This is a genomic window from Actinacidiphila oryziradicis, assembly GCF_005047355.1.
GTDB lineage: Bacteria > Actinomycetota > Actinomycetes > Streptomycetales > Streptomycetaceae > Actinacidiphila > Actinacidiphila oryziradicis.
On the sequence record NZ_SUMC01000029.1, the window covers coordinates 66,035 to 86,884 of the forward strand.

Sequence of the window (20,850 nt, forward strand, 5' to 3'; positions counted from 1 at the left end):
TGAATCCGGCGGGCCATTGGTTGCCAACCTGTGGCAGACAGTCCGCACAACCCGGGAGAGAAGCAGATGACGGTTCAGGACGAGACCACCACGGACGGCATCCTCCTGTCCGATGCCGCAGCGTCCAAGGTCAAGGGCCTGTTGGAGCAGGAGGGCCGCGACGACCTCGCACTGCGCGTCGCTGTCCAGCCCGGCGGCTGCTCGGGCCTGCGGTATCAGCTCTTCTTCGACGAGCGCTCGCTCGACGGCGATGTCACCAAGGACTTCGGCGGTGTGAAGGTCGTCACCGACCGGATGAGCGCCCCGTACCTGGGCGGCGCGTCCATCGACTTCGTCGACACCATCGAGAAGCAGGGCTTCACGATCGACAACCCCAACGCCACCGGCTCGTGCGCCTGCGGCGACTCGTTCCACTGACGTGACCATGAAGGCGCCGCACCCCATTCGGGGTGCGGCGCCTCAGTCGTCCCGAGGGACGTCCTCAAGCCTTCGGGACCGTGCTGCCGTCCGAGGCGTCGATGACCTTGCGAGCGCCCAGCGGCGTGTCCAGTTGCACCGTTTCGGTGAATTCCTTGGCCAGCATCACGCAGACCTTCCCGGGGTGCTTCGCCGCTCCGGTGACCCGCACCAGCACCTGGGCGCCCGACTCGTCGGCGGCGGCGGAGTAATCGCTGCACACGCTGCCCCAGAAGCGCACCTTCAGGCTCGTCCCGCCGGCGCTGTAGGACGTGATGTCCATCTTGTGGCTGCCCCCCGCCGGGCCGCTCCCCGACGGATCCGCGGTCGGCGTAGCAGTCGGGGTCGCGGTCGGGGTGGGAGCCGGCTTGACGTAGCGGGGGTCCATGGCCTGCTGCGCCACCGTGGAGGGGGTCGGCAGCGCGTCCTGTGCCACCTCGAAGAGCCAGGACGGTACGAGTGCCTGCGTGCCGTCCACGAACTGGGCCGAGAGCCCGAACCGGGCGGAGAGCACCGACACCGTCTTCTTGGCGGCGAGGCACGGCAGCGCACGCGGCAGCGTCGGGTCGTCGCCCGGGGCCCTGGACCCGGTGGGGACGACCGACGGGCAGGCGGGGGCACGGACGCCCGCACTGCTCGCGTTCGCCTCCTTGACCGCCTGCGCGGCGCTGACCACCGGATAGCTGCCGCCCTTGGCGAGCGGCGAGAGCATCCCGTTCCCGCTGACGATCCCGCCGTCCGGGCCGACCCGGACGGTCGTACGCCATCCGTGGGTCGGCAGGCCGCCCACCACGGGGTCCACATTCACGGTGCGCGTGTTGCCGGCCAGCGTGCTCGCGTCGCTCTTCTCGCCGCCGAGGCCGAGGGCGGCCAGCACCGGGGCGGCCTTCTCGCGGGCCGTCTGCGCCGGGACGGTGCCGGTGCCGGTGTTGCCGGTGGAGGGCGGGGTGCTGCCGTAGCGCGAGTACGCCCAGCTGCCCGGCGCCTGCTGGTTCACCTGGAGCGTGGGCCCGCTCCCGCCGCCGGCCTTCCATATGCCCTGGTCGCTCTTGACGGTGCCGGGTACCCCGAGCGCCTTCGCCAGCTGCTCCACGGCCGCCCGCGGCACACTGCCCGGCACCCGGACCGCCGCCGACCCGGGACCGTCCGGGAGCTTGCCCTTGACGACCAGCTTGCCGCTGACGAGGGAGACCCCGCCGGCCAGGTCCAGCGGCTCCGGTGAACCGTTCTTCCCCGGCGAAGTCGCCCGGGTGCCGCCGTCCGCGCTCATCGTGGCCCAGTAGGCACCGCCGCCCCCGGCCAGGATCACCGCGGCGGCGACCGCCGCCATGGCCCATGGCCGCCGGCTCCGGCGGGGCGCCTGAGTACGTTCGGTGTCCACCGTCTCGCTCCTTCGGCTCCGTACGGCTCCTTACGCCGCTTCGACGGAGTGGAGGGGCGGGTGGTTCCGCCGATCAGTCGCCGGCCCCGGAGCCGTAATCCGCCATACCGTCCACGACATGCGCGGATTCGGCCGGAACAGTGATCCCGTGCAGGCTGGAGGGAGCGACGGCCGCCGGACTCGCCGCGGCGGGGACTTCCCAGTGGGGTGCCATCCGCAGGCAGTCGTCAATGAGCTCGGCGAGGGACTCGGTCTCGGCGACGGGGGGTAGCGGTGCCATGGATACTCCTTCGCCAGGGGAATCAACCCCGCAGCCCGCACTGCGGAGCGTTATCGCTCCACCACAGGCTGTCCTCATACTGTGAGGTGCCGGTCAGGGATTGACCGTCATACCCCGAGCCTAAGTACGGACGGGCAAGGGCGAAAGCTGTACTGTCCGGTAGCTCGTCATGTCGGAGCAGCCGTCAAACCGGTAGCGTGAGAGAGCAGTCCTTGCCGCTCTCACCCCTCCCTCCAGCAGGAGCAGCCCGTCGTGCGTATCGCTGTCACCGGCTCCATCGCCACCGACCATCTGATGACCTTCCCCGGCCGTTTCGCCGACCAGCTGGTCGCCGATCAGCTGCACACGGTCTCACTCTCCTTCCTGGTCGACACCCTCGACATTCGGCGTGGTGGGGTCGGCCCCAACATCTGCTTCGGCATGGGCGTCCTCGGCCTGCGCCCGGTTCTGGTCGGTGCTGCCGGGGCGGACTTCGCCGAGTACCGCTCCTGGCTGGAGCGTTACAACGTCGACACCGACTCGGTCCGGATCTCCGAGGTGCTGCACACCGCGCGCTTCGTCTGTACCACCGACGACGACCACAACCAGATCGCCTCGTTCTACACGGGCGCGATGAGTGAGGCCCGCCAGATCGAGCTGCGACCGGTCGCCGACCGGGTCGGCGGCCTCGACCTGGTGCTCATCGCGGCCGACGACCCCGACGCGATGCTCCGCCACACCGAGGAGTGCCGCAGCCGCGCCATCCCCTTCGCCGCCGACCCCTCGCAGCAGCTCGCCCGGATGGACGGCGACGACATCCGGATACTGGTCGACGGCGCCGCGTACCTCTTCACCAATGAGTACGAGAAGGCCCTGATCGAGACGAAGACCGGCTGGTCGGCGGAGCAGATCCTGTCCAAGGTCGGCACCCGCGTCACCACGCTCGGCTCCAAGGGCGTCCTGGTCGAGCAGGCCGGGGAGGAGCCGATCACTGTCTCCTGCGCCCAGGAGGAGCGCAAGGTCGACCCGACCGGCGTCGGCGACGCCTTCCGGGCCGGTTTCCTCGCGGGCCTGTCCTGGGAACTGTCCCTGGAGCGCTCCGCCCAGCTCGGCTGCATGCTCGCGACCCTCGTCATCGAGACCTTGGGCACCCAGGAGTACGAACTCCGCCGTGGCCAGTTCATGGACCGTTTCGCCAAGGCCTACGGCGACGACGCGGCCTCCGAGGTGCGGGCCCACCTCGTCTGACCTTTGGGGTCCCTGTTAGAGAAACGTTTGCGTTTCTCTAACAGGGACCCTAGTCTTTCGGTACGATACCGTTTCGTATGTATTGGAGATTGGGATGCCGACCGCCGAGGCCCAGGTCCCGCCGCGCCGCACCCGCCTGACCCCCGAGCGGGAGCAGGAGCTGTATGTCGCGGTGATCGACCTGCTGCGGGAGGTCGGTTACGAGGCGATGACCATGGACGCCGTCGCCGCCCGTACGCATTCCAGCAAGGCGACCCTCTACCGCCAGTGGAAGGGCAAGCCGGAACTCGTGGTCGCCGCCCTGCGGCACACCAAGCCGATGCGGATCGCCCAAATAGACACCGGTACCTTCCGTGGCGACCTGCACCAGTTCGCCAGGGGAATCGCCGGGGCCGCGAAGAAGGACACCGCGGTCCTGCGCGCCCTCGGCCAGGCCTGCCACCACAACAAGGAGCTCCTGCTGGCGCTGCGGGAGAATCTGATCGAGCCCGAGCGGCTGGCATTCGACACCGTCGTCGAGCGAGCCGTGGCCCGCGGTGAACTGGTCGCGGGCTCTCCGGCCCTGGAGTTCGCCCCGCACATGCTGCTCGGCGCGATCGCCGCCCGCGAACTGCTCGACGACCAGCCGGTGGACGTCGAATACCTCACCCGCTACATCGACGCCGTGGTCCTCCCGGCCCTGCGATCAGCCTGACCTTCTGACGCCACCCGCGACGGGCACAGGCCTCTCACCAGCGGCGCCTATACGATGACGCTTTCCCCGACGCCGGAACTGATGGAGCGCAACGTGACCCCCGCGAGCGACAGCGAGCCCCGCCTCCGCCGGAGCCGGCTGTCGCCGGAGCGCGAGATCGAGCTGTACAACGCGACGATCGAGCTGCTGAGCGAGGTCGGCTACGAGGCCATGACCATGGACGCCGTCGCCGCCCGCGCCCACTCCAGCAAGGCCACCCTCTACCGCCAGTGGCAGGGCAAGCCAGGTCTCGTCATCGCCGCGCTCAAGCATCACAAGCCGGTCACCATCGTCGACATCGACACCGGATCGCTCCGTGACGATCTCTACGAGATCGCCCGCAGGCACGGCACGATGGCACACACCAAGCAGGACGCCGCCCTCATGTCCGGCATGACACACGCGGTCCGCAACGACGCCGAACTCGGCAGCGCGCTGCGCACCGCTCTCGTCGAGCCCGAGAACGAGGCACTCGGCCGCATGCTGGCCCGCGCCGTCGAGCGCGGCGAGCTGGCCGCGGACGTCCCCGCCGCTCGATTTCTGCCGCACCTGATCGCCGGCGCGGTCTTCTTCCGCGAGATGATCGACGGTGAACTCGCCGACGAAGCCTATCTTCGCGACGTCATCGACTCCGTCATCCTGCCGGCCCTGCAAGCCCCGGCTCGGTAGGGCCTGTCCTGGAGACTGCTCAGCCGAGGCGGCGCACCCAGTACGCCGAGCCGCGCGGAGCCGGGTGCTCGGCGACGTACTCCTGCTCACGCATCGCGCACCACGCGGGGATGTCGAGACGGGCGGCCTCGTCGTCGGAGAGTACGGAGACGATCGCGCCGACCGGAACGTCACCGATGACCTTCGCGAGCTCGATGACCGGGATCGGGCACCGCTTGCCGAGCGAGTCCACCACCAGCGCGGGCTCGTCGCCGCCGTTCCCGGTCGGGGCGGACGCCGGCGTCGGGGCGCCGAGCCGCTCCCGTACGGACCTTACGATCCCCGGCAGTACATCAAGGAAGCGGTCGACGTCCGCCGCCTCCGTGCCCGGCGGCAGGGACACGCGGACATTGCCCTCCGACAGCACGCCCATCGCCTTGAGCACATGGCTCGGTGTCAGCGTGCTGGACGTGCACGAGGACCCGCTCGACACGGAGAAGCCCGCCCGGTCCAGCTCGTGCAGCAGCGACTCCCCGTCGACATAAAGACAGGAGAACGTCACGATGTGCGGCAGCCGCCGCACCGCGTCCCCGACCACCTCCACATCCGGCACCAGCTCAGGCACCCGCCGCCGGATCCGCTCCACCAGCACCGACAGCCGTGCGCCCTCCGCCGCCGCCTCGGCCCGTACCGCCCGTAGCGACGCAGCCGCCGCGACGATCGCCGGCAGGTTCTCGAAGCCCGGCGCCCGCCCCGACTCCCGTTCGTCCGCGGGACCCCGGACCGAGTAGCGGGTCCCCTTCCGTACCGCCAGCAGCCCCACCCCGGCCGGCCCGCCCCACTTGTGCGCGCTCGCCGCCAGCAGCGACCAGCCATCCGGCGCCGGCCCCCATCCCAGCGACTGCGCCGCGTCCACCAACAGCGGCACCCCGGCCGCCCGGCACAACTCCGCCACCTCCGCGACCGGCTGCACGGTGCCCACCTCATGGTTCGCCGACTGCAGACACGCCAGCGCGGTGTCCGCCCGCAGCGCTGCGCCGAACTCCTCCGCTCCGACCCGTCCGGCGCGGTCCGTACCCACTTCGGTGACCTCGCCGCCGTTTTCTGCCGTCGTCGCATGCAGGACGGAGGAGTGCTCCACCGCCGACACCACCATGTGCCGCCCCACCCGGCGCCGTCCCGCCAGCGCCCCGGCCACTCCTTCGTGTACCGACCGGGTACCCGAAGGAGTGAAAACCAGCTCGTCCGCCCGGCACCCCACCATCTCCGCCACGGTCTCCCGCGCCGCGTCCAGCAGCAGCCGCGCCCGCCTGCCCTCCCGGTACAGCCGTGCCGGGTCCGCCCACCCCTCGTCCAGCGCGGCGAGCAACGCCTGCCGCGCGACCGGGTGCAGCGGTGCCGCTGACGCGGCGTCGAAGTAAGCAGCCATGCTCCGCACGGTACGCCGGGTGAGTGAGCCAAAGGGGCGCGCCGCTGTCGAAAGGGAGAACGCGCGGAGGTCGCGAGGAACGATCGACCGTCGACGGCGGCTGAGGCGCCCCGGGGGCGAACCGAGCCCTAAAAAAGGAGCACCGGCGCGTTGGCACCCCTCCCCGTGCGACCCCAAAACGCGTCCAGTAGGGTTTGGTCCGCATAAACATCCACACCACTGCGCCCGCGCCCGGGCGGACCGACCAGCACAGGCCGGGGCCCCGGAGGCGCGGGCGAGACTCTCGGGAAGGCGCTACGTGAGTCCCAACGGCTCCGACCGCTCGTCGCGGCGCCCGATGCGGCGGAAGCTGCCGCACGCGCTGGCAGCGGGCCTGGTCCTTGCGACCGCCACGGGTTGCACATCAGAGGACTTTCCCCGCCTCGGTATGCCCACCCCCATCACCGCACAGGGCCCGCGAATCCTCTCGCTCTGGCAGGGCTCCTGGGCCGCCGCTCTCGTGGTCGGCGTGCTCGTCTGGGGACTGATCATCTGGAGCGTCATCTTCCACCGGCGCAGCCGGACGAAGATCGAGGTCCCGGCGCAGACCCGGTACAACATGCCCATCGAGGCGCTGTACACCGTGGTCCCCATGGTGATCATCGCGGTGCTCTTCTATTTCACCGCCCGCGATGAGTCCAAGCTGCTGGAGACCTCCAAGAGGCCGGATCACGTGATCAACGTGGTCGGCTTCCAGTGGAGCTGGGCCTTCAACTACGTCGAGAACGTGGACGGGAAACTCTCGACACCGAGCAAGGTGCCGAGTGAGATCTCCATGATCTCGGCGAAGAAGCTGGATGCCCCGCCCGGGGCCGAGGGCGTCTATGACTTCGGCACGCCGGCCACGAAGAACCCGCAGACCGGCAACCCGGGTCCCACGCTGTGGCTCCCCAAGGGCCAGTCCGTGCGATTCGTGCTGACCTCTCGTGATGTCATCCACTCCTTCTGGGTGGTGAGCTTCCTGTTCAAGATGGACGTCATCCCGGGCCAGACCAACGTCTTCCAGGTGACGCCGACCAAGGAGGGCACCTACCGGGGCAAGTGCGCAGAGCTGTGCGGCGTGGACCACTCCCGGATGCTGTTCAACGTCAAGGTCGTCTCGCCGGCCCAGTACGAGCAGCATCTGAAGGACCTGGCGAAGAAGGGCCAGACGGGGTACCTCCCAGCAGGCATTGCCACCACGGGCAACGCCAAGAATGTGGAGATCAAGACCACATGAGCATTCTCAACCAACCCCAAGGTGCGGCCGCGGCCGATGACACCTATCAGGACGAACTTCCGGTACGCCGTAAAGAGCCCGGCAATGTGGTCGTGAAGTGGCTGACCACCACTGACCACAAGACGATCGGCTCGATGTACCTGATCACCTCGTTCGCGTTCTTCATCATCGGCGGCATCATGGCGCTGCTGATGCGTGCCGAGCTGGCCCGTCCGGGCCTGCAGATCATGTCGAACGAAGAGTTCAACCAGGCGTTCACGATGCACGGCACCGTGATGCTGCTGATGTTCGCGACGCCGCTGTTCGCCGGTTTCACCAACTGGATCATGCCGTTGCAGATCGGCGCGCCCGATGTGGCGTTCCCGCGGCTGAACATGTTCGCCTACTGGCTCTACCTCTTCGGCTCGCTGATCGCGGTCGGCGGTTTCATCACCCCGCAGGGCGCGGCCGACTTCGGCTGGTTCGCGTACTCGCCGCTGTCGGACGCGATCCGTTCGCCCGGTGTCGGTTCCGACATGTGGATCATGGGTCTGGCGCTTTCCGGCTTCGGCACGATCCTCGGTGCGGTCAACTTCATCACCACGATCATCTGCATGCGCGCGCCCGGCATGACGATGTTCCGGATGCCGATCTTCTGCTGGAACGTCCTGCTGACCGGTGTGCTGGTCCTGCTGGCCTTCCCGGTACTCGCCGCCGCGCTGCTGGCGCTGGAGGCGGATCGAAAATTCGGGGCGCATGTCTTCGATGCCGCGAATGGCGGGGCGCTGCTCTGGCAACACCTGTTCTGGTTCTTCGGCCATCCAGAGGTGTACATCATCGCCTTGCCGTTCTTCGGCATCATCAGTGAGGTCATCCCGGTCTTCAGCCGCAAGCCGATGTTCGGCTACGTCGGCCTGATCGCCGCGACGATCTCCATCGCCGGCCTCTCGGTGACCGTGTGGGCGCACCACATGTATGTCACCGGCGGTGTGCTGCTGCCGTTCTTCTCCTTCATGACGTTCCTCATCGCGGTCCCGACCGGTGTGAAGTTCTTCAACTGGATCGGCACGATGTGGAAGGGCTCACTGAGTTTCGAGACCCCGATGCTGTGGGCGATCGGCTTTCTGATCACCTTCGCCTTCGGTGGTCTGACGGGCGTCATCCTGGCCTCGCCCCCGATGGACTTCCACGTCTCCGACTCCTACTTCGTGGTGGCGCACTTCCACTACGTCGTCTTCGGCACCGTGGTGTTCGCGATGTTCTCCGGCTTCCACTTCTGGTGGCCGAAGTTCACCGGCAAGATGCTGGACGAGCGGCTCGGCAAGATCACTTTCTGGACGCTCTTCATCGGCTTCCACGGCACCTTCCTCGTCCAGCACTGGCTGGGCGCCGAGGGTATGCCGCGCCGTTACGCGGACTATCTGGCGGCCGACGGCTTCACCACGCTGAACACGATTTCGACGATTTCGTCGTTCCTGCTCGGCATGTCGATGCTGCCGTTCTTCTACAACGTCTGGAAGACCGCCAAGTACGGCAAGAAGGTCGAGGTCGACGACCCGTGGGGCTACGGCCGTTCGCTGGAGTGGGCGACCTCCTGCCCGCCGCCCCGGCACAACTTCCTCAGCCTGCCGCGTATTCGCTCCGAATCCCCGGCGTTCGACCTGCACCACCCCGAGATCGCCGCTCTTGAGCAGCTGGAGAACCACGGCTCGGCCGGGCACAACCTGGTCGGTGCCAAGGGTGAGACGGAGGTTGGCAAGTGAAGGTCCAAGGCAAGATGTTCATCTGGCTGGCCGTCTTCATACTGGTTATGGCGATCGTCTACGGCGCCTGGTCCAAGGAGGCCACCGGCACCACGGCCCTCTTCATGGCCTTCGGCCTGAGCTTGATGATCGGGTTCTACCTGGCCTTCACCGCTCGCCGGGTGGACACGGGCGCCCAGGACCGCGCGGACGCGGATGTCGCGGACGACGCCGGTGAGCTGGGCTTCTTCAGCCCGCACAGCTGGGCCCCGCTCGCCCTCGGGATCGGCGGAGCGCTGGTGTTCTGCGCCGTCATCTTCGGATGGTGGCTGGCGTACTTTTCCGCTCCGCTCGTCCTCTTCGCGCTCTGGACCTGGGTCTTCGAGTACTACCGCGGTGAGAACCGCACCCAGTAACGCGGCTCGCGCCGCACCCGGGCTGAGCCCGGACGCCTCAGCGAGGCGTCCGGGCTCAGCCATTCGGCGTAGCGGGGCCGCCCATTCGTACGCACTCGGGGTGCCGGATGCGGCGGCGGTTCCTAGCGTGTGAGCATGGGTCACAAGATTCTGCGGCGGACGGCGATGAGCAGCGCACTCCTGGTGGCGTCCCTGGCGGCAGGACTCGCCGCGTGTGGCGGGGGCGGTGGTAACCCGCTGGCCTCGACGCCGTACGACGCATCCGGGCAGATCGCCTTCAGCGCGGCCATGGGCGGGAAGGCCCGGACGGATCCGTCAAAGACGCTGGAGATCACCGCGAAGGGCGGCAGCCAGATCACGGATGTGACGGCCACCGACGCCGCAGGGCGCCATCTGCGCGGCGAACTCGCCGCGGACGGTTCACGCTGGCGCAGCACATCCGCGCTCGCCGCGGGCGCACATTACACGGTCAGGGTCAGCACCGAGGACGAGCTGGGCCGGCCCGGCCGGCACACCACGACCTTCGACACGGCGGCAGCCAAGCAGCTGAGGGTCACGTTCGGCCCGGACAGTGGCACCTACGGCGTCGGGCAGCCCGTCACCGCCGCGCTGAGCTCCCCGGTGACGGATGCCGGGGACCGGGCCACAGTGGAACAGAATCTGCATGTCGAGGCCTCGCCGGAGGCGGTCCAGGGCGCGTGGTACTGGGTGGACAGCAAGACGCTGCACTACCGCCCCCGTGAGTACTGGCCCCCGCGTGAGCAGATCGCGGTCAGCAGCACCCTGGACGGCGTGAAGGTGCGGGACGGGCTCTACGGCGGCCCCGCGAAGTCCGTCGCACTGCGGATCGGTGACCGGGTGGAGGCGGTGACCAACGCGGCGGCGCACGTGATGACCTTCAGACGCAACGGCCAGTTGGTCCGCACCATCCCGGTGACAACGGGGAAACCCGGATTCTCCACCCGTAACGGCATCAAGGTGGTGCTGGGCCAGGAGTCGCTCGTGCGGATGGACAGCAACACGGTCGGCATCGCCGCAGGCAGCTCGGACGCTTACGACCTGCCGGTGCGGTGGGCCACCCGGGTGACCTGGAGCGGTGAGTACGTACACGCCGCGCCCTGGTCCGTGAGCGCGCAGGGGCGCGCCAATGTCAGCCACGGCTGCACCGGGATGAGCATGGAGAACGCCCACTGGTTCTTCGACCAGGTCCGCCGGGGTGACATCGTCCGGGTGGTGGGCAGCCTGGGCCCGACGATGACCCCGTTCGACAACGGCTTCGGCGACTGGAACCTCAGCTGGGCCGCGTGGATGAAGGGCAGTGCCATCGGAGCCCGTGCCGAAACCGTGTTGACGGCGAAGCGCATCCAGGCCGCGCCCCGGCTCCGGCCGGAGCTGTAGGCGTGACGGACCCGTACGCCTGACGGAGCGGTACGCCTGACGGACCCGTACGCCTGACGGCCCCGTACGCCTGATGGAGCTGTACGCGGCCACACGGCCCCGCGGGGCCGGTCGCGGCCTAGGCGGCGTCGAGGTGGAGCCGGCCGCGCAGCAGCCCCGCCAGCGCCCCGACGAGTGCCACCGGGTCGACGGGGTGGGTGACGGCCGCGTCCGCCCGGCTCCAGGTGGCCAGCCAGGCGTCCTGGGGGCGGCCGATGAGCACCAGCGCCGGGGGGCAGTGGAAGATCTCGTCCTTGATCTGCCGGCACACCCCCATGCCGCCGGCCGGCACCGCCTCGCCGTCCAGCACGCACGCGTCGATGCCGCCCTGGTCCAGTGCCGCGATCACCGCGGGCAGGGTCGCGCACTCCACGAACTCCACCGGCGGCACATCGGCGGCCGGGCGCCGCCCGACGGCCATCCGGACCTGCTCCCGGGTGTTCGCGTCGTCGCTGTAGACCAGCACCGTGGCGGTCGCCTGCATCCGTTGCCTCCTCGCCTAACCGCGGTCTCCCCGGGGGCTGGGGGACGGCCCCCGTGCCCCCGATGACGTCGCCTGGATGCTACTCCTGACCAGGCCTCCATGAGGAGAGTGCGAACCCGAACGGCTCTCCCATACCCCCTTCGGGGGACCAAGCGGGGGGCTTGACACACCGAATGGCACCCCCCGGAGTGAGGGCGGGATAAGGGACCGACATAATGTCGGACGTGGCGACAGCAACGGCAGTAGAAACCGGGTACGCACACCCGTCGGTCAACCGGCCGAACCTCACCAGCGTCGGAACCATCATCTGGTTGAGTTCCGAGCTGATGTTCTTCGCGGCCCTCTTCGCGATGTACTTCACCCTCCGGTCGGTCACTGGTGACAGCTTCTGGAAGGCACACGCCGCGGCGTTGAACGTTCCGTTCTCCGCGACGAACACCACGATCCTGGTGCTCTCTTCCCTCACCTGCCAGATGGGCGTCTTCGCCGCTGAGCGGGGCGACGTGAAGAAGCTGCGCTCATGGTTCATCGTGACGTTCATCATGGGCGCGATGTTCATCGGCGGTCAGATCTTCGAGTACACGAACCTGGTCAGGAACGACGGGATCTCACTGAAGTCCGACCCGTACGGTTCGGTCTTCTATCTGACGACCGGCTTCCACGGCATGCACGTGACCGGCGGCCTCATCGCCTTCCTGTTCGTCCTAGGCAGGACGTACGCGGCGAAGCGGTTCACTCATGAACAGGCCACTGCGGCCATCGTCGTGTCCTACTACTGGCACTTCGTCGATGTCGTCTGGATCGGCCTCTTCGCCACGATCTACCTGATCAAGTAATCGGTCCGGCACCGATCACACTCCAGACACACTGACGCAAGAGATCCTGACACCGGGGTAATCCGTGAAAAAGCTCTCCGCACGACGGCGCCATCCGCTGGCGGCGCTTGTCGTCCTACTCTTCGCGCTCGCGGCCACCGGGGGGCTGTACGCCGCACTCGCACCGCAGAAGGCGCAGGCCGAAGACACCAGTCAGCAGTCCCTCGCGATCGAGCAGGGCAAGAAGCTGTACTCCGTAGGCTGCTCCAGCTGCCACGGAATGGCCGGCCAGGGCAGCAAGACCAATGGTCCGAGCCTGGTGGGCGTCGGCTCCGCCGCCGTCGACTTCCAGGTCGGCACCGGCCGGATGCCGGCCCAGCAGCCCGGTGCCCAGATCCCGGCGAAGAAGGTCATCTACTCGCAGGCCGAGATCGACCAGCTCGCCGCGTACATCGCCTCGCTCGGCCCGGGCCCGTCCATCCCCACCAAGGACGAGTACACCCCGACCAGCGCTGACTCCGCCTCCAGGGGCGGTGAGCTCTTCCGCACCAACTGCACCCAGTGCCACAACTACAACGGCAAGGGCGGCGCGCTGACGAACGGCAAGTACGCCCCCGCCCTTGACGGGGTGTCGAGCAAGCACATGTACGAGGCGATGCTGACCGGCCCGCAGAGCATGCCGAACTTCCCGGACAGCACGCTGACGGCGCAGAACAAGCGGGAGATCATCGCTTACCTCAAGGCGACCAACAGCGACAACGCCGCCAGCCCCGGCGGGCTCTCGCTCGGCAGCCTCGGTCCGGTGACCGAAGGCCTCGTCGGCTGGGTCTTCGGTCTCGGTCTCCTGATCGTCACCGCCATCTGGGTCGCGGCCCGGACCACAAAGGCCAAGAAGTCATGAGTCAGACTGGATCCCACCACCCCGTGTCAGAAGAAACTCTGCCAAGTGAGCTGGAGCAGGCTCACCAGGGCGAGGTCGCGGAGAACCCGTTCGCCGACCCGGGCCTGCCGCCCCACGAGCCCCGCCGCCAGGACATCGACGAGAAGGCCGCCAGGGCTTCCGAACGTACGGTGGCGCTGCTCTTCACGCTTTCGATGATCGCCACGATCGCGTTCATCGCAAGCTTTGTGATCTTCCCGGTCGACAAGATCATCTACATCTGGCCGCTCGGGCATATCAGCGTGCTGAACTTCTCGCTGGGCATGTCTCTCGGAATCGCCCTCTTCGCCATCGGCGCGGGCGCGGTCCACTGGGCCCGCACCCTGATGTCCGACGAGGAAATGATCGCCGAGCGGCATCCGATCGAGGCGGACCCGGAGACCAAGGCGCAGGTGCTCGCCGACTTCGCGCAGGGCGCGAAGGAGAGCCAGTTCGGCCGCCGGAAGCTGATCCGCAACACGCTGTTCGGCGCTCTGAGCCTGGTGCCGCTCACCGGCGTCGTCCTGCTCCGCGACCTGGGCCCGCTGCCGCAACAGAAGCTCCGGCACACCCTGTGGTCCGCGGGCAAGCTGCTGATCAACCAGAACACCAACAAGCCGCTGCGTCCCGAGGATGTCACCGTAGGTTCGCTGACCTTCGCCGTGCCCGACGGGCTGGCGGAGGACCAGGCGGACTTCGCGGAGCAGATCGCCAAGGCGGCCCTGATGATCATCCGGATCGCTCCGGAGAACATCAAGGACAAGCGCGAGCGCGATTGGGCGTACCAGGGGATCGTCGCGTTCTCCAAGATCTGCACCCACGTCGGCTGCCCGATCAGCCTGTACGAGCAGCAGACGCACCATGTGCTCTGCCCGTGCCACCAGTCGACGTTCGACCTGTCCGACGGTGCCCGGGTCATTTTCGGCCCGGCCGGTCACGCCCTTCCGCAGCTGCGGATCAGCGTCAACAGCGACGGTTACCTCGAGGCGCTCGGCGACTTCTCCGAGCCCGTGGGCCCTGCGTTCTGGGAGCGTGGATGAGTACCACCACTGAAACCACGAAGCCGCGCGGCAAGGCGCCCGCCGGTGAGCGAGTCGCCGACTGGGCCGACGGCCGGCTGGGCCTCTACGGCCTGGCCAAGTCCAACATGCGCAAGATCTTCCCGGACCACTGGTCCTTCATGCTCGGCGAGGTCTGCCTCTACAGCTTCATCATCGTCATCCTTACGGGTGTCTATCTGACGCTGTTCTTCCACCCGAGCATGAACGAGATCATCTACAACGGCTCGTACCCGCCGCTCCAGGGCATCCGGATGTCCGACGCGTACGCCTCGACGCTGCACATCAGCTTCGACGTCCGCGGCGGTCTGCTGATGCGGCAGGTCCACCACTGGGCCGCGCTGGTCTTCATCGCCGGCATGTTCGTGCACATGTTCCGGGTCTTCTTCACCGGCGCCTTCCGCAAGCCGCGCGAGCTCAACTACGTCTTCGGCTTCCTGCTGCTCTTCCTGGGCTTCTTCGACGGCTTCCTGGGCTACTCGCTCCCCGACGACCTGCTGTCGGGTACCGGTGCCCGCTTCATGGAGGGCGCGGTCCTGTCCGTGCCGGTCGTGGGCACGTACATCTCGTTCTTCCTGTTCGGCGGCGAGTTCCCGGGACAGGACCTCGTACCGCGGTTCTTCACCATCCATGTGCTGCTGATCCCGGGCATCATGGCCGGTCTGCTGGTGGCCCACCTGATCCTGGTCTTCTACCACAAGCACACCCAGTTCCCCGGTGCCGGCAAGACCAACAACAACGTGGTCGGCATGCCGCTGCTGCCGGTGTACATGGCGAAGGCGGGCGGCTTCTTCTTCCTCGTCTTCGGCGTCATCACGGCCCTCTCGGCGGTCGCCTCGATCAACCCCGTATGGGCCTACGGCCCGTACCGGCCGGATCAGGTGTCCACCGACGCCCAGCCGGACTGGTACATGGGCTTCGCCGAGGGCCTGATCCGAGCCATGCCGGGCTGGGAGATCAACGCCTGGGGCCACACCCTTGTGCTGGGTGTGTTCATCCCGCTGCTGCTCTTCCCAGCGGTGCTGTTCTTCATGGGCGCCTACCCGTTCATCGAGTCCTGGGTCACCGGTGACAAGCGCGAGCACCACCTGCTCGACCGCCCGCGCAACCGTCCGGTCCGGACCGCCATCGGCACCGCCTGGATCAGCATCTACCTGGTGCTGCTCGTGGCCGGCGGCAACGACGTCTGGGCCACCCGTTTCCATCTGTCGATCAACGCGATCACCTGGTTCGTCCGGGTCGGTACGTTCGTGATCCCGGTGCTCGTCTTCATCGCCACCAAGCGGATCTGTCTCGGCCTCCAGCGCCGGGACCGCGAGAAGATCCTGCACGGCCGCGAGACCGGCATCATCAAGCGGCTCCCGCACGGCGAGTTCATCGAGATCCACGAGCCCCTGCCGAAGGAAGCGCTGCACGCCATCACCGATTACGAGCAGCCCAAGCCGCTCGACCCCGGTCCCGAGGTGGACGAGAACGGCGTGGAGCGCAAGCTGGGGCGCCTCACCAAGCTCCGTGTGCGGCTCTCCAAGGCCTACTACGGCGAGGACACGCAGATCCCCAAGCCCACCGTCGAGGAGTACAAGGAGGTCACCAGCGGCCACGGTCACCACTGACGCGCCACCGCTGAGCTTCGCCACAGCCCAGGGCCCGGCCCGGCACCCCTTCACAGGAGTGCCGGCCGGGCCCGGGGCTTTTCGGGCGGCAACGACGCGCGGTACTACGCTGTGCGCAGCATCCCGTAAGGCCTTACGACCCAGGAGCGGACCCATGAGCGCCCCCACCCCCGCCGGAGCCAAGAACTGGCCGGACGTACTGAGCGCGCTGCTGGCCGGAACGGACCTGACGGCGGGGGACACCGCGTGGGCGATGGACCGGATCATGAACGGCGAGGCGAGCGATGTGCAGATCGCGGGCTTCATGGTGGCGCTGCGGGCGAAGGGCGAGACCGTCGACGAGGTGACGGGTCTGGTCGAGGCGATGTACGCGCACGCGGAGCCGCTGATCATCCCCGGCCCCGCGGTGGACATCGTCGGTACCGGTGGGGACCGGGCGAAGACGGTCAATATCTCCACCATGTCGGCGATCGTGATCGCGGGCGCCGGCGCCAAGGTCGTCAAGCACGGCAACCGGGCCGCGTCCTCGGCCAGTGGCTCCTCCGAGGTACTGGAGAAGCTCGGCATCAACCTGGACCTCTCGCCGCAACGGGTCGCCGAGGTCGCCGAGGAGACCGGCATCACCTTCTGCTTCGCCGCCAAATTCCATCCCGCGATGCGATACACCGCTGCCGCGCGAAGGGAACTGGGCGTCCCCACCGCCTTCAACCTCCTCGGTCCGCTCACCAACCCGGCCCGGGTCACCGCCTCCGCCATCGGCTGCTTCGACACCCGGATGGCCGGGCTCATCGCGGGCGTCCTCGCCCGGCGCGGCTCCTCGGCGCTGGTCTTCCGGGGCGACGACGGCCTCGACGAGCTCACCACCACCGGGACCTCCCAGGTATGGGCCGTGCGCGACGGCATGGTCCGGCAACAGTCCTTCGACCCCCGCGACGTCGGCATCGACCTGGTGCCCGTGGAGGCCCTGCGCGGCGCCGACCCCGAGTACAACGCGGACGTCGCGCGGCGGGTGCTGGCCGGTGAGACCGGGCCCGTCCGGGACGCGGTGCTGCTCAACTCGGCGGCGGCGCTGGTCGCCCTGGAGCCGGGCGGGGGTTCTCTGCAGGACCGGATCGCCGCCGGCATCGAGCGGGCCGTCGAGTCGATCGACTCGGGTACGGCGGCGAAGACGCTGGAGCGGTGGGCCGCGGCCACGAACGCCTGACGGCGGCGGCAAGGGGGCTGTCCGTACTGCGGACGGCCCCCTTGCCCGTCCGCGATCACATGGCATACTTCTGGGCAGGTCACGAGTGACAGCGCAATGCCCCGGCTCGCTGTCCGGCAACCCTCCGTCCGTGGCGGGGTGCCCCGGGTGATGACCAGGCCGTAGGCAGTGAGGTCTATGGCAAGCGCGGACCCCTCGTAACCGCCAGGGGTCCTGGTTGTCGAGGAGTAGTTGCGTGAGCAAGCGAATGCGATAGGGCCGACGGCCCCGATCTTCACCCCTCTGTCTGTCCGAGGTGTGTATCCGAGGAAATCCCCATGCGCGATCGCGCGTGGGCTCTGAAGCCATTCCGCCTGCCCTCCCGGGAGAATTCGCCATGTCCGTGCGCCCTGCCGCCGTCCTTTCCGCCCCGGCCACCGCTGCCGCCGCCCCGCTGCCCGTGCTGGGCCGGGACGTGCTCGTACCGCTGGTGACCGGCGGCGAGGTCACCTACGCCGCCCTCGACTACGCGGCCAGCGCGCCGGCCCTGCAGCGGGTGTGGGACGACGTGGCCGCCTACGCGCCCTACTACGGCAGCGTGCACCGCGGCGCCGGGTATCTGTCGCAGCTGTCGACGGACCTCTTCGAGGCCAGCCGTGCCACGGTCGCCGAGTTCCTCGGCTGCCGCCCGGACGACCAGGTGGTCTTCACCCGGTCCACCACCGACTCCCTGAACCTGCTGGCCGCCGTCGTTCCCGAGGGCACCCAGGTGTACGTCTTCGAGACCGAACACCACGCGTCGCTGCTGCCCTGGCGCGGCACCGACGTCACGTATCTCGCCGCCCCCCGCACTCCCCGGCAGGCCGTCGACTCCATCCGTTCCGCGCTCGCCGGGTGCGACCCGGAGCGCCCGGCACTGGTGTGTGTCACCGGCGCCTCCAATGTCACCGGCGAGCTCTGGCCCGTACGGGAGCTGGCCGCGGCGGCGCACGAGCACGGTGCCCGCATCGTGCTGGACGCCGCCCAGCTCGCCCCGCACCACCCCCTGGACGTGGCCGGGCTGGACGTCGACTGGGTCGCCTTCTCCGGGCACAAGCTGTACGCCCCCTTCGGCTCGGGTGTCCTCGCCGGGCGCGCCGACTGGCTCCAGGACGCGGAGCCGTACCTCGCCGGGGGCGGCGCCAGCCGTCGCGTCGCCCGGCGTGCGGACGGCGGGGTGGACGTCGAGTGGCACACCACCGCCGCCCGGCACGAGGCGGGCTCGCCCAATGTCATCGGCGTCTACTCCATCGCCTCGGCCTGCCGCGCCCTCACCGACGCCGGGTTCGACCGGCTGGTCGAGCGCGAGCAGCACCTCGTCGCCCGGGTGCGGGCGGGGCTCGCCGAGGTGCCGGAGGTCAGGGTCCTCTCGCTCTTCGGCGACGACGCCCCGCGCGTCGGCGTCATCTCCTTCGTCGTCCAGGGCTGGAACAGCTCCCACTTCGCGGCCGCCCTCTCCGCCGAGTACGGCATCGGCGTGCGCGACGGCCTCTTCTGCGCCCACCCTCTCGTCCGCACCCTCCTCGGCACCGAGCCCCAGGATCCGGGCGAGTGCGGCGCCCCCGACGCCGAGCCCGGCGAGCTCCCCCAGCCTTCGGCCGGGGGGACCCCCATCTCGCTTCGCTCGCTCAACGCCATCCGGGTCAGCTTCGGCGCCGGCACGCCCGACGAGCACATCGACCGTTTCCTGGGCGCAGTCAGGGAACTCGTCCGCGACGGCGCCCAGTGGAACTACCGCGCCGAAGACGGCCGCTGCGTCCCCGCCCGCGACTGATCGCCAAGCCCTCCGGCCGGGGACACGGCACGTAGGGCGCCGCCTGCGGTGGGCTTTTGTGCCCGGCCGCCCGCCCGTTGAGCTGTGCGCAGGCCGCGGATGGCTGTCCCGGGGCGGGGGCCTCGCCGGGGTTGGGTTTGTGCGTCGGCTTCGCCGGCGAGCGCATTCCCACTCGCCGCCCAAGCGTTGACGGGCGAGCCGCGCCGGAGGCGCTACGCGTCGAGCCCGATCGCGAATGCCGCTTCCAGGTCGTGCTGGGAGTACGTACGGAACGCGATCTGCGTCTCGGTGCTCTCCACGCCCGGCACCTTGTTGATGTGGCCCGGGATGACCTCTGCCAGGTCATCGTGCCGGGCCACCCGCACCATGGCGACCAGATCGTACGCACCGGTCACCGAATAGACCTCGCTGACGCCGTCCATCGCGGCGACGGTCTCCGCGATCTCGGGGATCCGGTCGACGCTGGTCTTGATGAGCACGATCGCGGTGATCACGGTTGCGGGTCTCCTTGTTTCGTGGCCCCGGGGGGCTGGGTCGCCGCTCAGCTTAGAGGCCGCGCGAATAGGTGGGGCGGCGTCGCGTGCCGAGCTGTGACATCAGCCGACTCCGTCGGCGGGGGCGTCTGGAAGTGGCGTCGTCGGTGTCGGTCGACGACTCTCCCCCAGACTCCGTCCGGGAGGTGCCCCCAGGAGCTGCCCCCACCTTCCTCCACCCCACCTATTCGCGCGGCCTCTTAGATGGCCCGTCGAAGAACGGCCCGGCGCCGGGTGCCGATGGCTCCGGCCGGGCCGGCTCCGGCCCGGCACGCCCGGGCTTTCGGCGGAAGTACACCCAGGTGCAGAGGAAGCCGAAGGCGAAGCCGACGATATGTGCCGCGTAGGCGACGGCGGGACCGGACGGGGAGGCCTGGGCGGCGAGCCATTGCAGGACGAACCAGAAGCTCAGGACCGCCCAGGCGGGCAGGCGCAGCGGGAGGAAGAAGAGAAAGGGGAACAGGCTGGTCACCCGTGCCCGGGGATAGAGGTAGAGGTAGGAGCCGAGGGCACCGGAGATCGCTCCGGAGGCGCCGACGAGGCTCTGGGCGGAGTGGGCGTGGACGAGGGCGTAGCCGTACGTCGCCAGGTAGCCCGCCACCACATAGAAGAGGAGGTACCGCACCCGGCCCATGCGGTTCTCGATGTTGTCGCCGAAGACGTAGAGGAAGAGCATGTTGCCGAGCAGGTGCAGCCAGCTGCCGTGCACGAAGAGCGCGGTGAGCACCGACAGGACCGGCACCTTGCCGTAGTCGTGCGGTGCGGGGCAGCCGGCCGGGGCGGGGATCAGGGCGGCGGGGAGGGGGCCGTGCCACAGCTCGTCCGGGATGACGCCCCAGCGGGCGAGGTAGGCGTTCTGCTCGCACAACAGGCCCCGCCCGGAACCGTAGAGCGGTAGGAATCCGGAGATCGGGCCGGCCAGGAAGACGACGGCACACACCGCGATGAGGGCGTATGTGACCACGGGTACCCGGCGGACCGGGTTCTTGTCGTGGACCGGGATGACCATGTAAGGATCATGACGGAACGGTTGTAGCGGGCATAGGGTGCCTCGCCGCAGCGCAGCGTGCCGCTGAGGCCGTAGGGTAACCGGAACGCAAACCGCACCATGTACCGAGAGAGGTGTCAACGCTGATGCCGGTTCCCCTGCCGACAGCGACGACGAGGTGGCGCTGCACGCTGTGCGGCAATCTGACGCGCTTCGACGTGACCCGTTCCAGCAAGGTGGTCGAGTACGTCCATCTGGACCTCGCGGGAGAGCCGACGGTCGAGGAGACCGAGGTGGTCAGCGAGACCGTGGAGTCGGTGCGCTGCCGCTGGTGCAACGCCGTGGACCAGATCGAGCTGGTGGACCGGCCGAGCGCGCGGTCGGAAGCGGCACAGGGTTGACCGCGTACGGGGACAATGGGTATGTGTACGGCGGCGGCCATTGGGGTCGAGGGAGGC

General features: G+C 68.8%; 21 protein-coding genes and 1 riboswitch. Of the genes, 15 read left to right on the forward strand and 6 right to left on the reverse strand.

What is annotated here, in order from left to right; genetic code table 11:
• Positions 1-66: 66 nt before the first annotated feature.
• Complete coding sequence (locus FCI23_RS27160) at positions 67-417, forward strand: HesB/IscA family protein (protein ID WP_136726565.1); 351 nt, start codon at positions 67-69, stop codon at positions 415-417.
• Positions 418-481: 64 nt separating this feature from the next.
• On the opposite strand, the gene FCI23_RS27165 is transcribed toward FCI23_RS27160, so the two are convergent.
• Positions 482-1,837 carry a hypothetical protein gene (locus FCI23_RS27165; RefSeq protein WP_136726566.1) on the reverse strand — a complete coding sequence of 452 codons (1,356 nt, stop codon included), beginning with the start codon at positions 1,835-1,837 and terminating at the stop codon, positions 482-484.
• A 73-nt stretch (positions 1,838-1,910) separates the two neighbouring features.
• Positions 1,911-2,117, reverse strand: a complete 207-nt coding sequence (locus FCI23_RS27170; RefSeq protein WP_136726567.1) for a hypothetical protein — start codon at positions 2,115-2,117, stop codon at positions 1,911-1,913.
• 252 nt (positions 2,118-2,369) lie between these two features.
• Here FCI23_RS27170 and FCI23_RS27175 point away from each other — a divergent pair, with 252 nt between their 5' ends.
• The 3 genes from FCI23_RS27175 to FCI23_RS27185 all read left to right on the forward strand — a co-directional run bounded on the left by FCI23_RS27175 (position 2,370) and on the right by FCI23_RS27185 (position 4,746).
• Positions 2,370-3,344: a carbohydrate kinase family protein gene (locus FCI23_RS27175; protein ID WP_136726568.1), complete on the forward strand. Its 975-nt coding sequence runs from the start codon at positions 2,370-2,372 to the stop codon at positions 3,342-3,344.
• Between the two features lie 94 nt (positions 3,345-3,438).
• On the forward strand, positions 3,439-4,038 hold the full coding sequence (locus FCI23_RS27180; protein ID WP_136726569.1) for a TetR/AcrR family transcriptional regulator: 600 nt from the start codon (positions 3,439-3,441) through the stop codon (positions 4,036-4,038).
• An 81-nt stretch (positions 4,039-4,119) separates the two neighbouring features.
• Complete coding sequence (locus FCI23_RS27185) at positions 4,120-4,746, forward strand: TetR/AcrR family transcriptional regulator (protein ID WP_136726570.1); 627 nt, start codon at positions 4,120-4,122, stop codon at positions 4,744-4,746.
• A gap of 19 nt (positions 4,747-4,765) precedes the next feature.
• Here FCI23_RS27185 and FCI23_RS27190 read toward each other — a convergent pair whose 3' ends face one another.
• Positions 4,766-6,154 (reverse strand): cysteine desulfurase/sulfurtransferase TusA family protein, encoded by a 1,389-nt coding sequence (locus tag FCI23_RS27190; protein ID WP_136726571.1) that lies wholly within the window; start codon positions 6,152-6,154, stop codon positions 4,766-4,768.
• Positions 6,155-6,452: 298 nt separating this feature from the next.
• Between FCI23_RS27190 and ctaC the strand changes: the two genes are divergently transcribed.
• The 4 genes from ctaC to FCI23_RS27210 all read left to right on the forward strand — a co-directional run bounded on the left by ctaC (position 6,453) and on the right by FCI23_RS27210 (position 10,947).
• Entirely contained in the window at positions 6,453-7,412 is a 960-nt protein-coding gene (gene ctaC, locus FCI23_RS27195) for an aa3-type cytochrome oxidase subunit II (RefSeq protein WP_136726572.1), read from the forward strand.
• A complete protein-coding gene (ctaD, locus tag FCI23_RS27200; protein WP_136726573.1) occupies positions 7,409-9,154 on the forward strand; it encodes an aa3-type cytochrome oxidase subunit I in 1,746 nt (581 codons plus the stop codon). The genes ctaC and ctaD overlap by 4 nt, the downstream gene beginning before the upstream one ends.
• Positions 9,151-9,549 (forward strand): cytochrome c oxidase subunit 4, encoded by a 399-nt coding sequence (locus tag FCI23_RS27205; RefSeq protein WP_136726574.1) that lies wholly within the window; start codon positions 9,151-9,153, stop codon positions 9,547-9,549. The genes ctaD and FCI23_RS27205 overlap by 4 nt, the downstream gene beginning before the upstream one ends.
• A 135-nt stretch (positions 9,550-9,684) precedes the next feature.
• Positions 9,685-10,947, forward strand: a complete 1,263-nt coding sequence (locus tag FCI23_RS27210) for a L,D-transpeptidase (RefSeq protein ID WP_246144054.1) — start codon at positions 9,685-9,687, stop codon at positions 10,945-10,947.
• Between the two features lie 118 nt (positions 10,948-11,065).
• Here FCI23_RS27210 and FCI23_RS27215 read toward each other — a convergent pair whose 3' ends face one another.
• A complete protein-coding gene (locus FCI23_RS27215) occupies positions 11,066-11,470 on the reverse strand; it encodes a hypothetical protein (protein WP_136726575.1) in 405 nt (134 codons plus the stop codon).
• 215 nt (positions 11,471-11,685) lie between these two features.
• Here FCI23_RS27215 and ctaE point away from each other — a divergent pair, with 215 nt between their 5' ends.
• The 6 genes from ctaE (at position 11,686) to FCI23_RS27245 (ending at position 18,871) form a co-directional block, all read left to right on the forward strand.
• A complete protein-coding gene (ctaE, locus tag FCI23_RS27220; protein ID WP_136726576.1) occupies positions 11,686-12,306 on the forward strand; it encodes an aa3-type cytochrome oxidase subunit III in 621 nt (206 codons plus the stop codon).
• Positions 12,307-12,370: 64 nt separating this feature from the next.
• Positions 12,371-13,186: a cytochrome bc1 complex diheme cytochrome c subunit gene (gene qcrC / locus FCI23_RS27225; RefSeq protein ID WP_136726577.1), complete on the forward strand. Its 816-nt coding sequence runs from the start codon at positions 12,371-12,373 to the stop codon at positions 13,184-13,186.
• Positions 13,183-14,244, forward strand: a complete 1,062-nt coding sequence (gene qcrA / locus FCI23_RS27230) for a cytochrome bc1 complex Rieske iron-sulfur subunit (protein ID WP_136726578.1) — start codon at positions 13,183-13,185, stop codon at positions 14,242-14,244. The genes qcrC and qcrA overlap by 4 nt, the downstream gene beginning before the upstream one ends.
• Entirely contained in the window at positions 14,241-15,875 is a 1,635-nt protein-coding gene (gene qcrB / locus FCI23_RS27235; protein ID WP_136726579.1) for a cytochrome bc1 complex cytochrome b subunit, read from the forward strand. The genes qcrA and qcrB overlap by 4 nt, the downstream gene beginning before the upstream one ends.
• 154 nt (positions 15,876-16,029) lie before the next feature.
• Complete coding sequence (gene trpD, locus FCI23_RS27240) at positions 16,030-17,079, forward strand: anthranilate phosphoribosyltransferase (RefSeq protein WP_136726580.1); 1,050 nt, start codon at positions 16,030-16,032, stop codon at positions 17,077-17,079.
• Between the two features lie 77 nt (positions 17,080-17,156).
• A riboswitch (SAM riboswitch) is annotated at positions 17,157-17,272 on the forward strand.
• A gap of 183 nt (positions 17,273-17,455) precedes the next feature.
• On the forward strand, positions 17,456-18,871 hold the full coding sequence (locus tag FCI23_RS27245; RefSeq protein WP_136726581.1) for an aminotransferase class V-fold PLP-dependent enzyme: 1,416 nt from the start codon (positions 17,456-17,458) through the stop codon (positions 18,869-18,871).
• Between the two features lie 212 nt (positions 18,872-19,083).
• Here the strand turns inward: FCI23_RS27245 and FCI23_RS27250 are convergent, their stop codons facing one another.
• Positions 19,084-19,365, reverse strand: a complete 282-nt coding sequence (locus tag FCI23_RS27250; protein ID WP_136726582.1) for an Lrp/AsnC family transcriptional regulator — start codon at positions 19,363-19,365, stop codon at positions 19,084-19,086.
• A 223-nt stretch (positions 19,366-19,588) separates the two neighbouring features.
• The gene (locus FCI23_RS27255; protein WP_136726583.1) at positions 19,589-20,413 is read right to left on the reverse strand and encodes a rhomboid family intramembrane serine protease; all 825 of its coding nucleotides are present in this window, start codon (positions 20,411-20,413) and stop codon (positions 19,589-19,591) included.
• 125 nt (positions 20,414-20,538) lie between these two features.
• Between FCI23_RS27255 and FCI23_RS27260 the strand changes: the two genes are divergently transcribed.
• The gene (locus tag FCI23_RS27260; protein WP_136726584.1) at positions 20,539-20,793 is read left to right on the forward strand and encodes a hypothetical protein; all 255 of its coding nucleotides are present in this window, start codon (positions 20,539-20,541) and stop codon (positions 20,791-20,793) included.
• The last annotated feature ends 57 nt before the right edge of the window (positions 20,794-20,850 follow it).

Bases quoted from the DNA above. Each gene is read 5' to 3' on its own strand.
- FCI23_RS27180 (WP_136726569.1), top strand. From the start codon at position 3,439: ATGCCGACCGCCGAGGCCCAGGTCCCGCCGCGCCGCACCCGCCTGACC.
- FCI23_RS27210 (WP_246144054.1), top strand. From the start codon at position 9,685: ATGGGTCACAAGATTCTGCGGCGGACGGCGATGAGCAGCGCACTCCTG.
- FCI23_RS27160 (WP_136726565.1), top strand. From the start codon at position 67: ATGACGGTTCAGGACGAGACCACCACGGACGGCATCCTCCTGTCCGAT.
- trpD (WP_136726580.1), top strand. From the start codon at position 16,030: ATGAGCGCCCCCACCCCCGCCGGAGCCAAGAACTGGCCGGACGTACTG.
- qcrA (WP_136726578.1), top strand. From the start codon at position 13,183: ATGAGTCAGACTGGATCCCACCACCCCGTGTCAGAAGAAACTCTGCCA.
- FCI23_RS27185 (WP_136726570.1), top strand. From the start codon at position 4,120: ATGGAGCGCAACGTGACCCCCGCGAGCGACAGCGAGCCCCGCCTCCGC.
- FCI23_RS27215 (WP_136726575.1), bottom strand. From the start codon at position 11,470: ATGCAGGCGACCGCCACGGTGCTGGTCTACAGCGACGACGCGAACACC.
- FCI23_RS27190 (WP_136726571.1), bottom strand. From the start codon at position 6,154: ATGGCTGCTTACTTCGACGCCGCGTCAGCGGCACCGCTGCACCCGGTC.
- ctaE (WP_136726576.1), top strand. From the start codon at position 11,686: ATGTCGGACGTGGCGACAGCAACGGCAGTAGAAACCGGGTACGCACAC.
- ctaD (WP_136726573.1), top strand. From the start codon at position 7,409: ATGAGCATTCTCAACCAACCCCAAGGTGCGGCCGCGGCCGATGACACC.
- FCI23_RS27245 (WP_136726581.1), top strand. From the start codon at position 17,456: ATGTCCGTGCGCCCTGCCGCCGTCCTTTCCGCCCCGGCCACCGCTGCC.
- FCI23_RS27260 (WP_136726584.1), top strand. From the start codon at position 20,539: ATGCCGGTTCCCCTGCCGACAGCGACGACGAGGTGGCGCTGCACGCTG.
- qcrB (WP_136726579.1), top strand. From the start codon at position 14,241: ATGAGTACCACCACTGAAACCACGAAGCCGCGCGGCAAGGCGCCCGCC.
- FCI23_RS27170 (WP_136726567.1), bottom strand. From the start codon at position 2,117: ATGGCACCGCTACCCCCCGTCGCCGAGACCGAGTCCCTCGCCGAGCTC.
- FCI23_RS27255 (WP_136726583.1), bottom strand. From the start codon at position 20,413: ATGGTCATCCCGGTCCACGACAAGAACCCGGTCCGCCGGGTACCCGTG.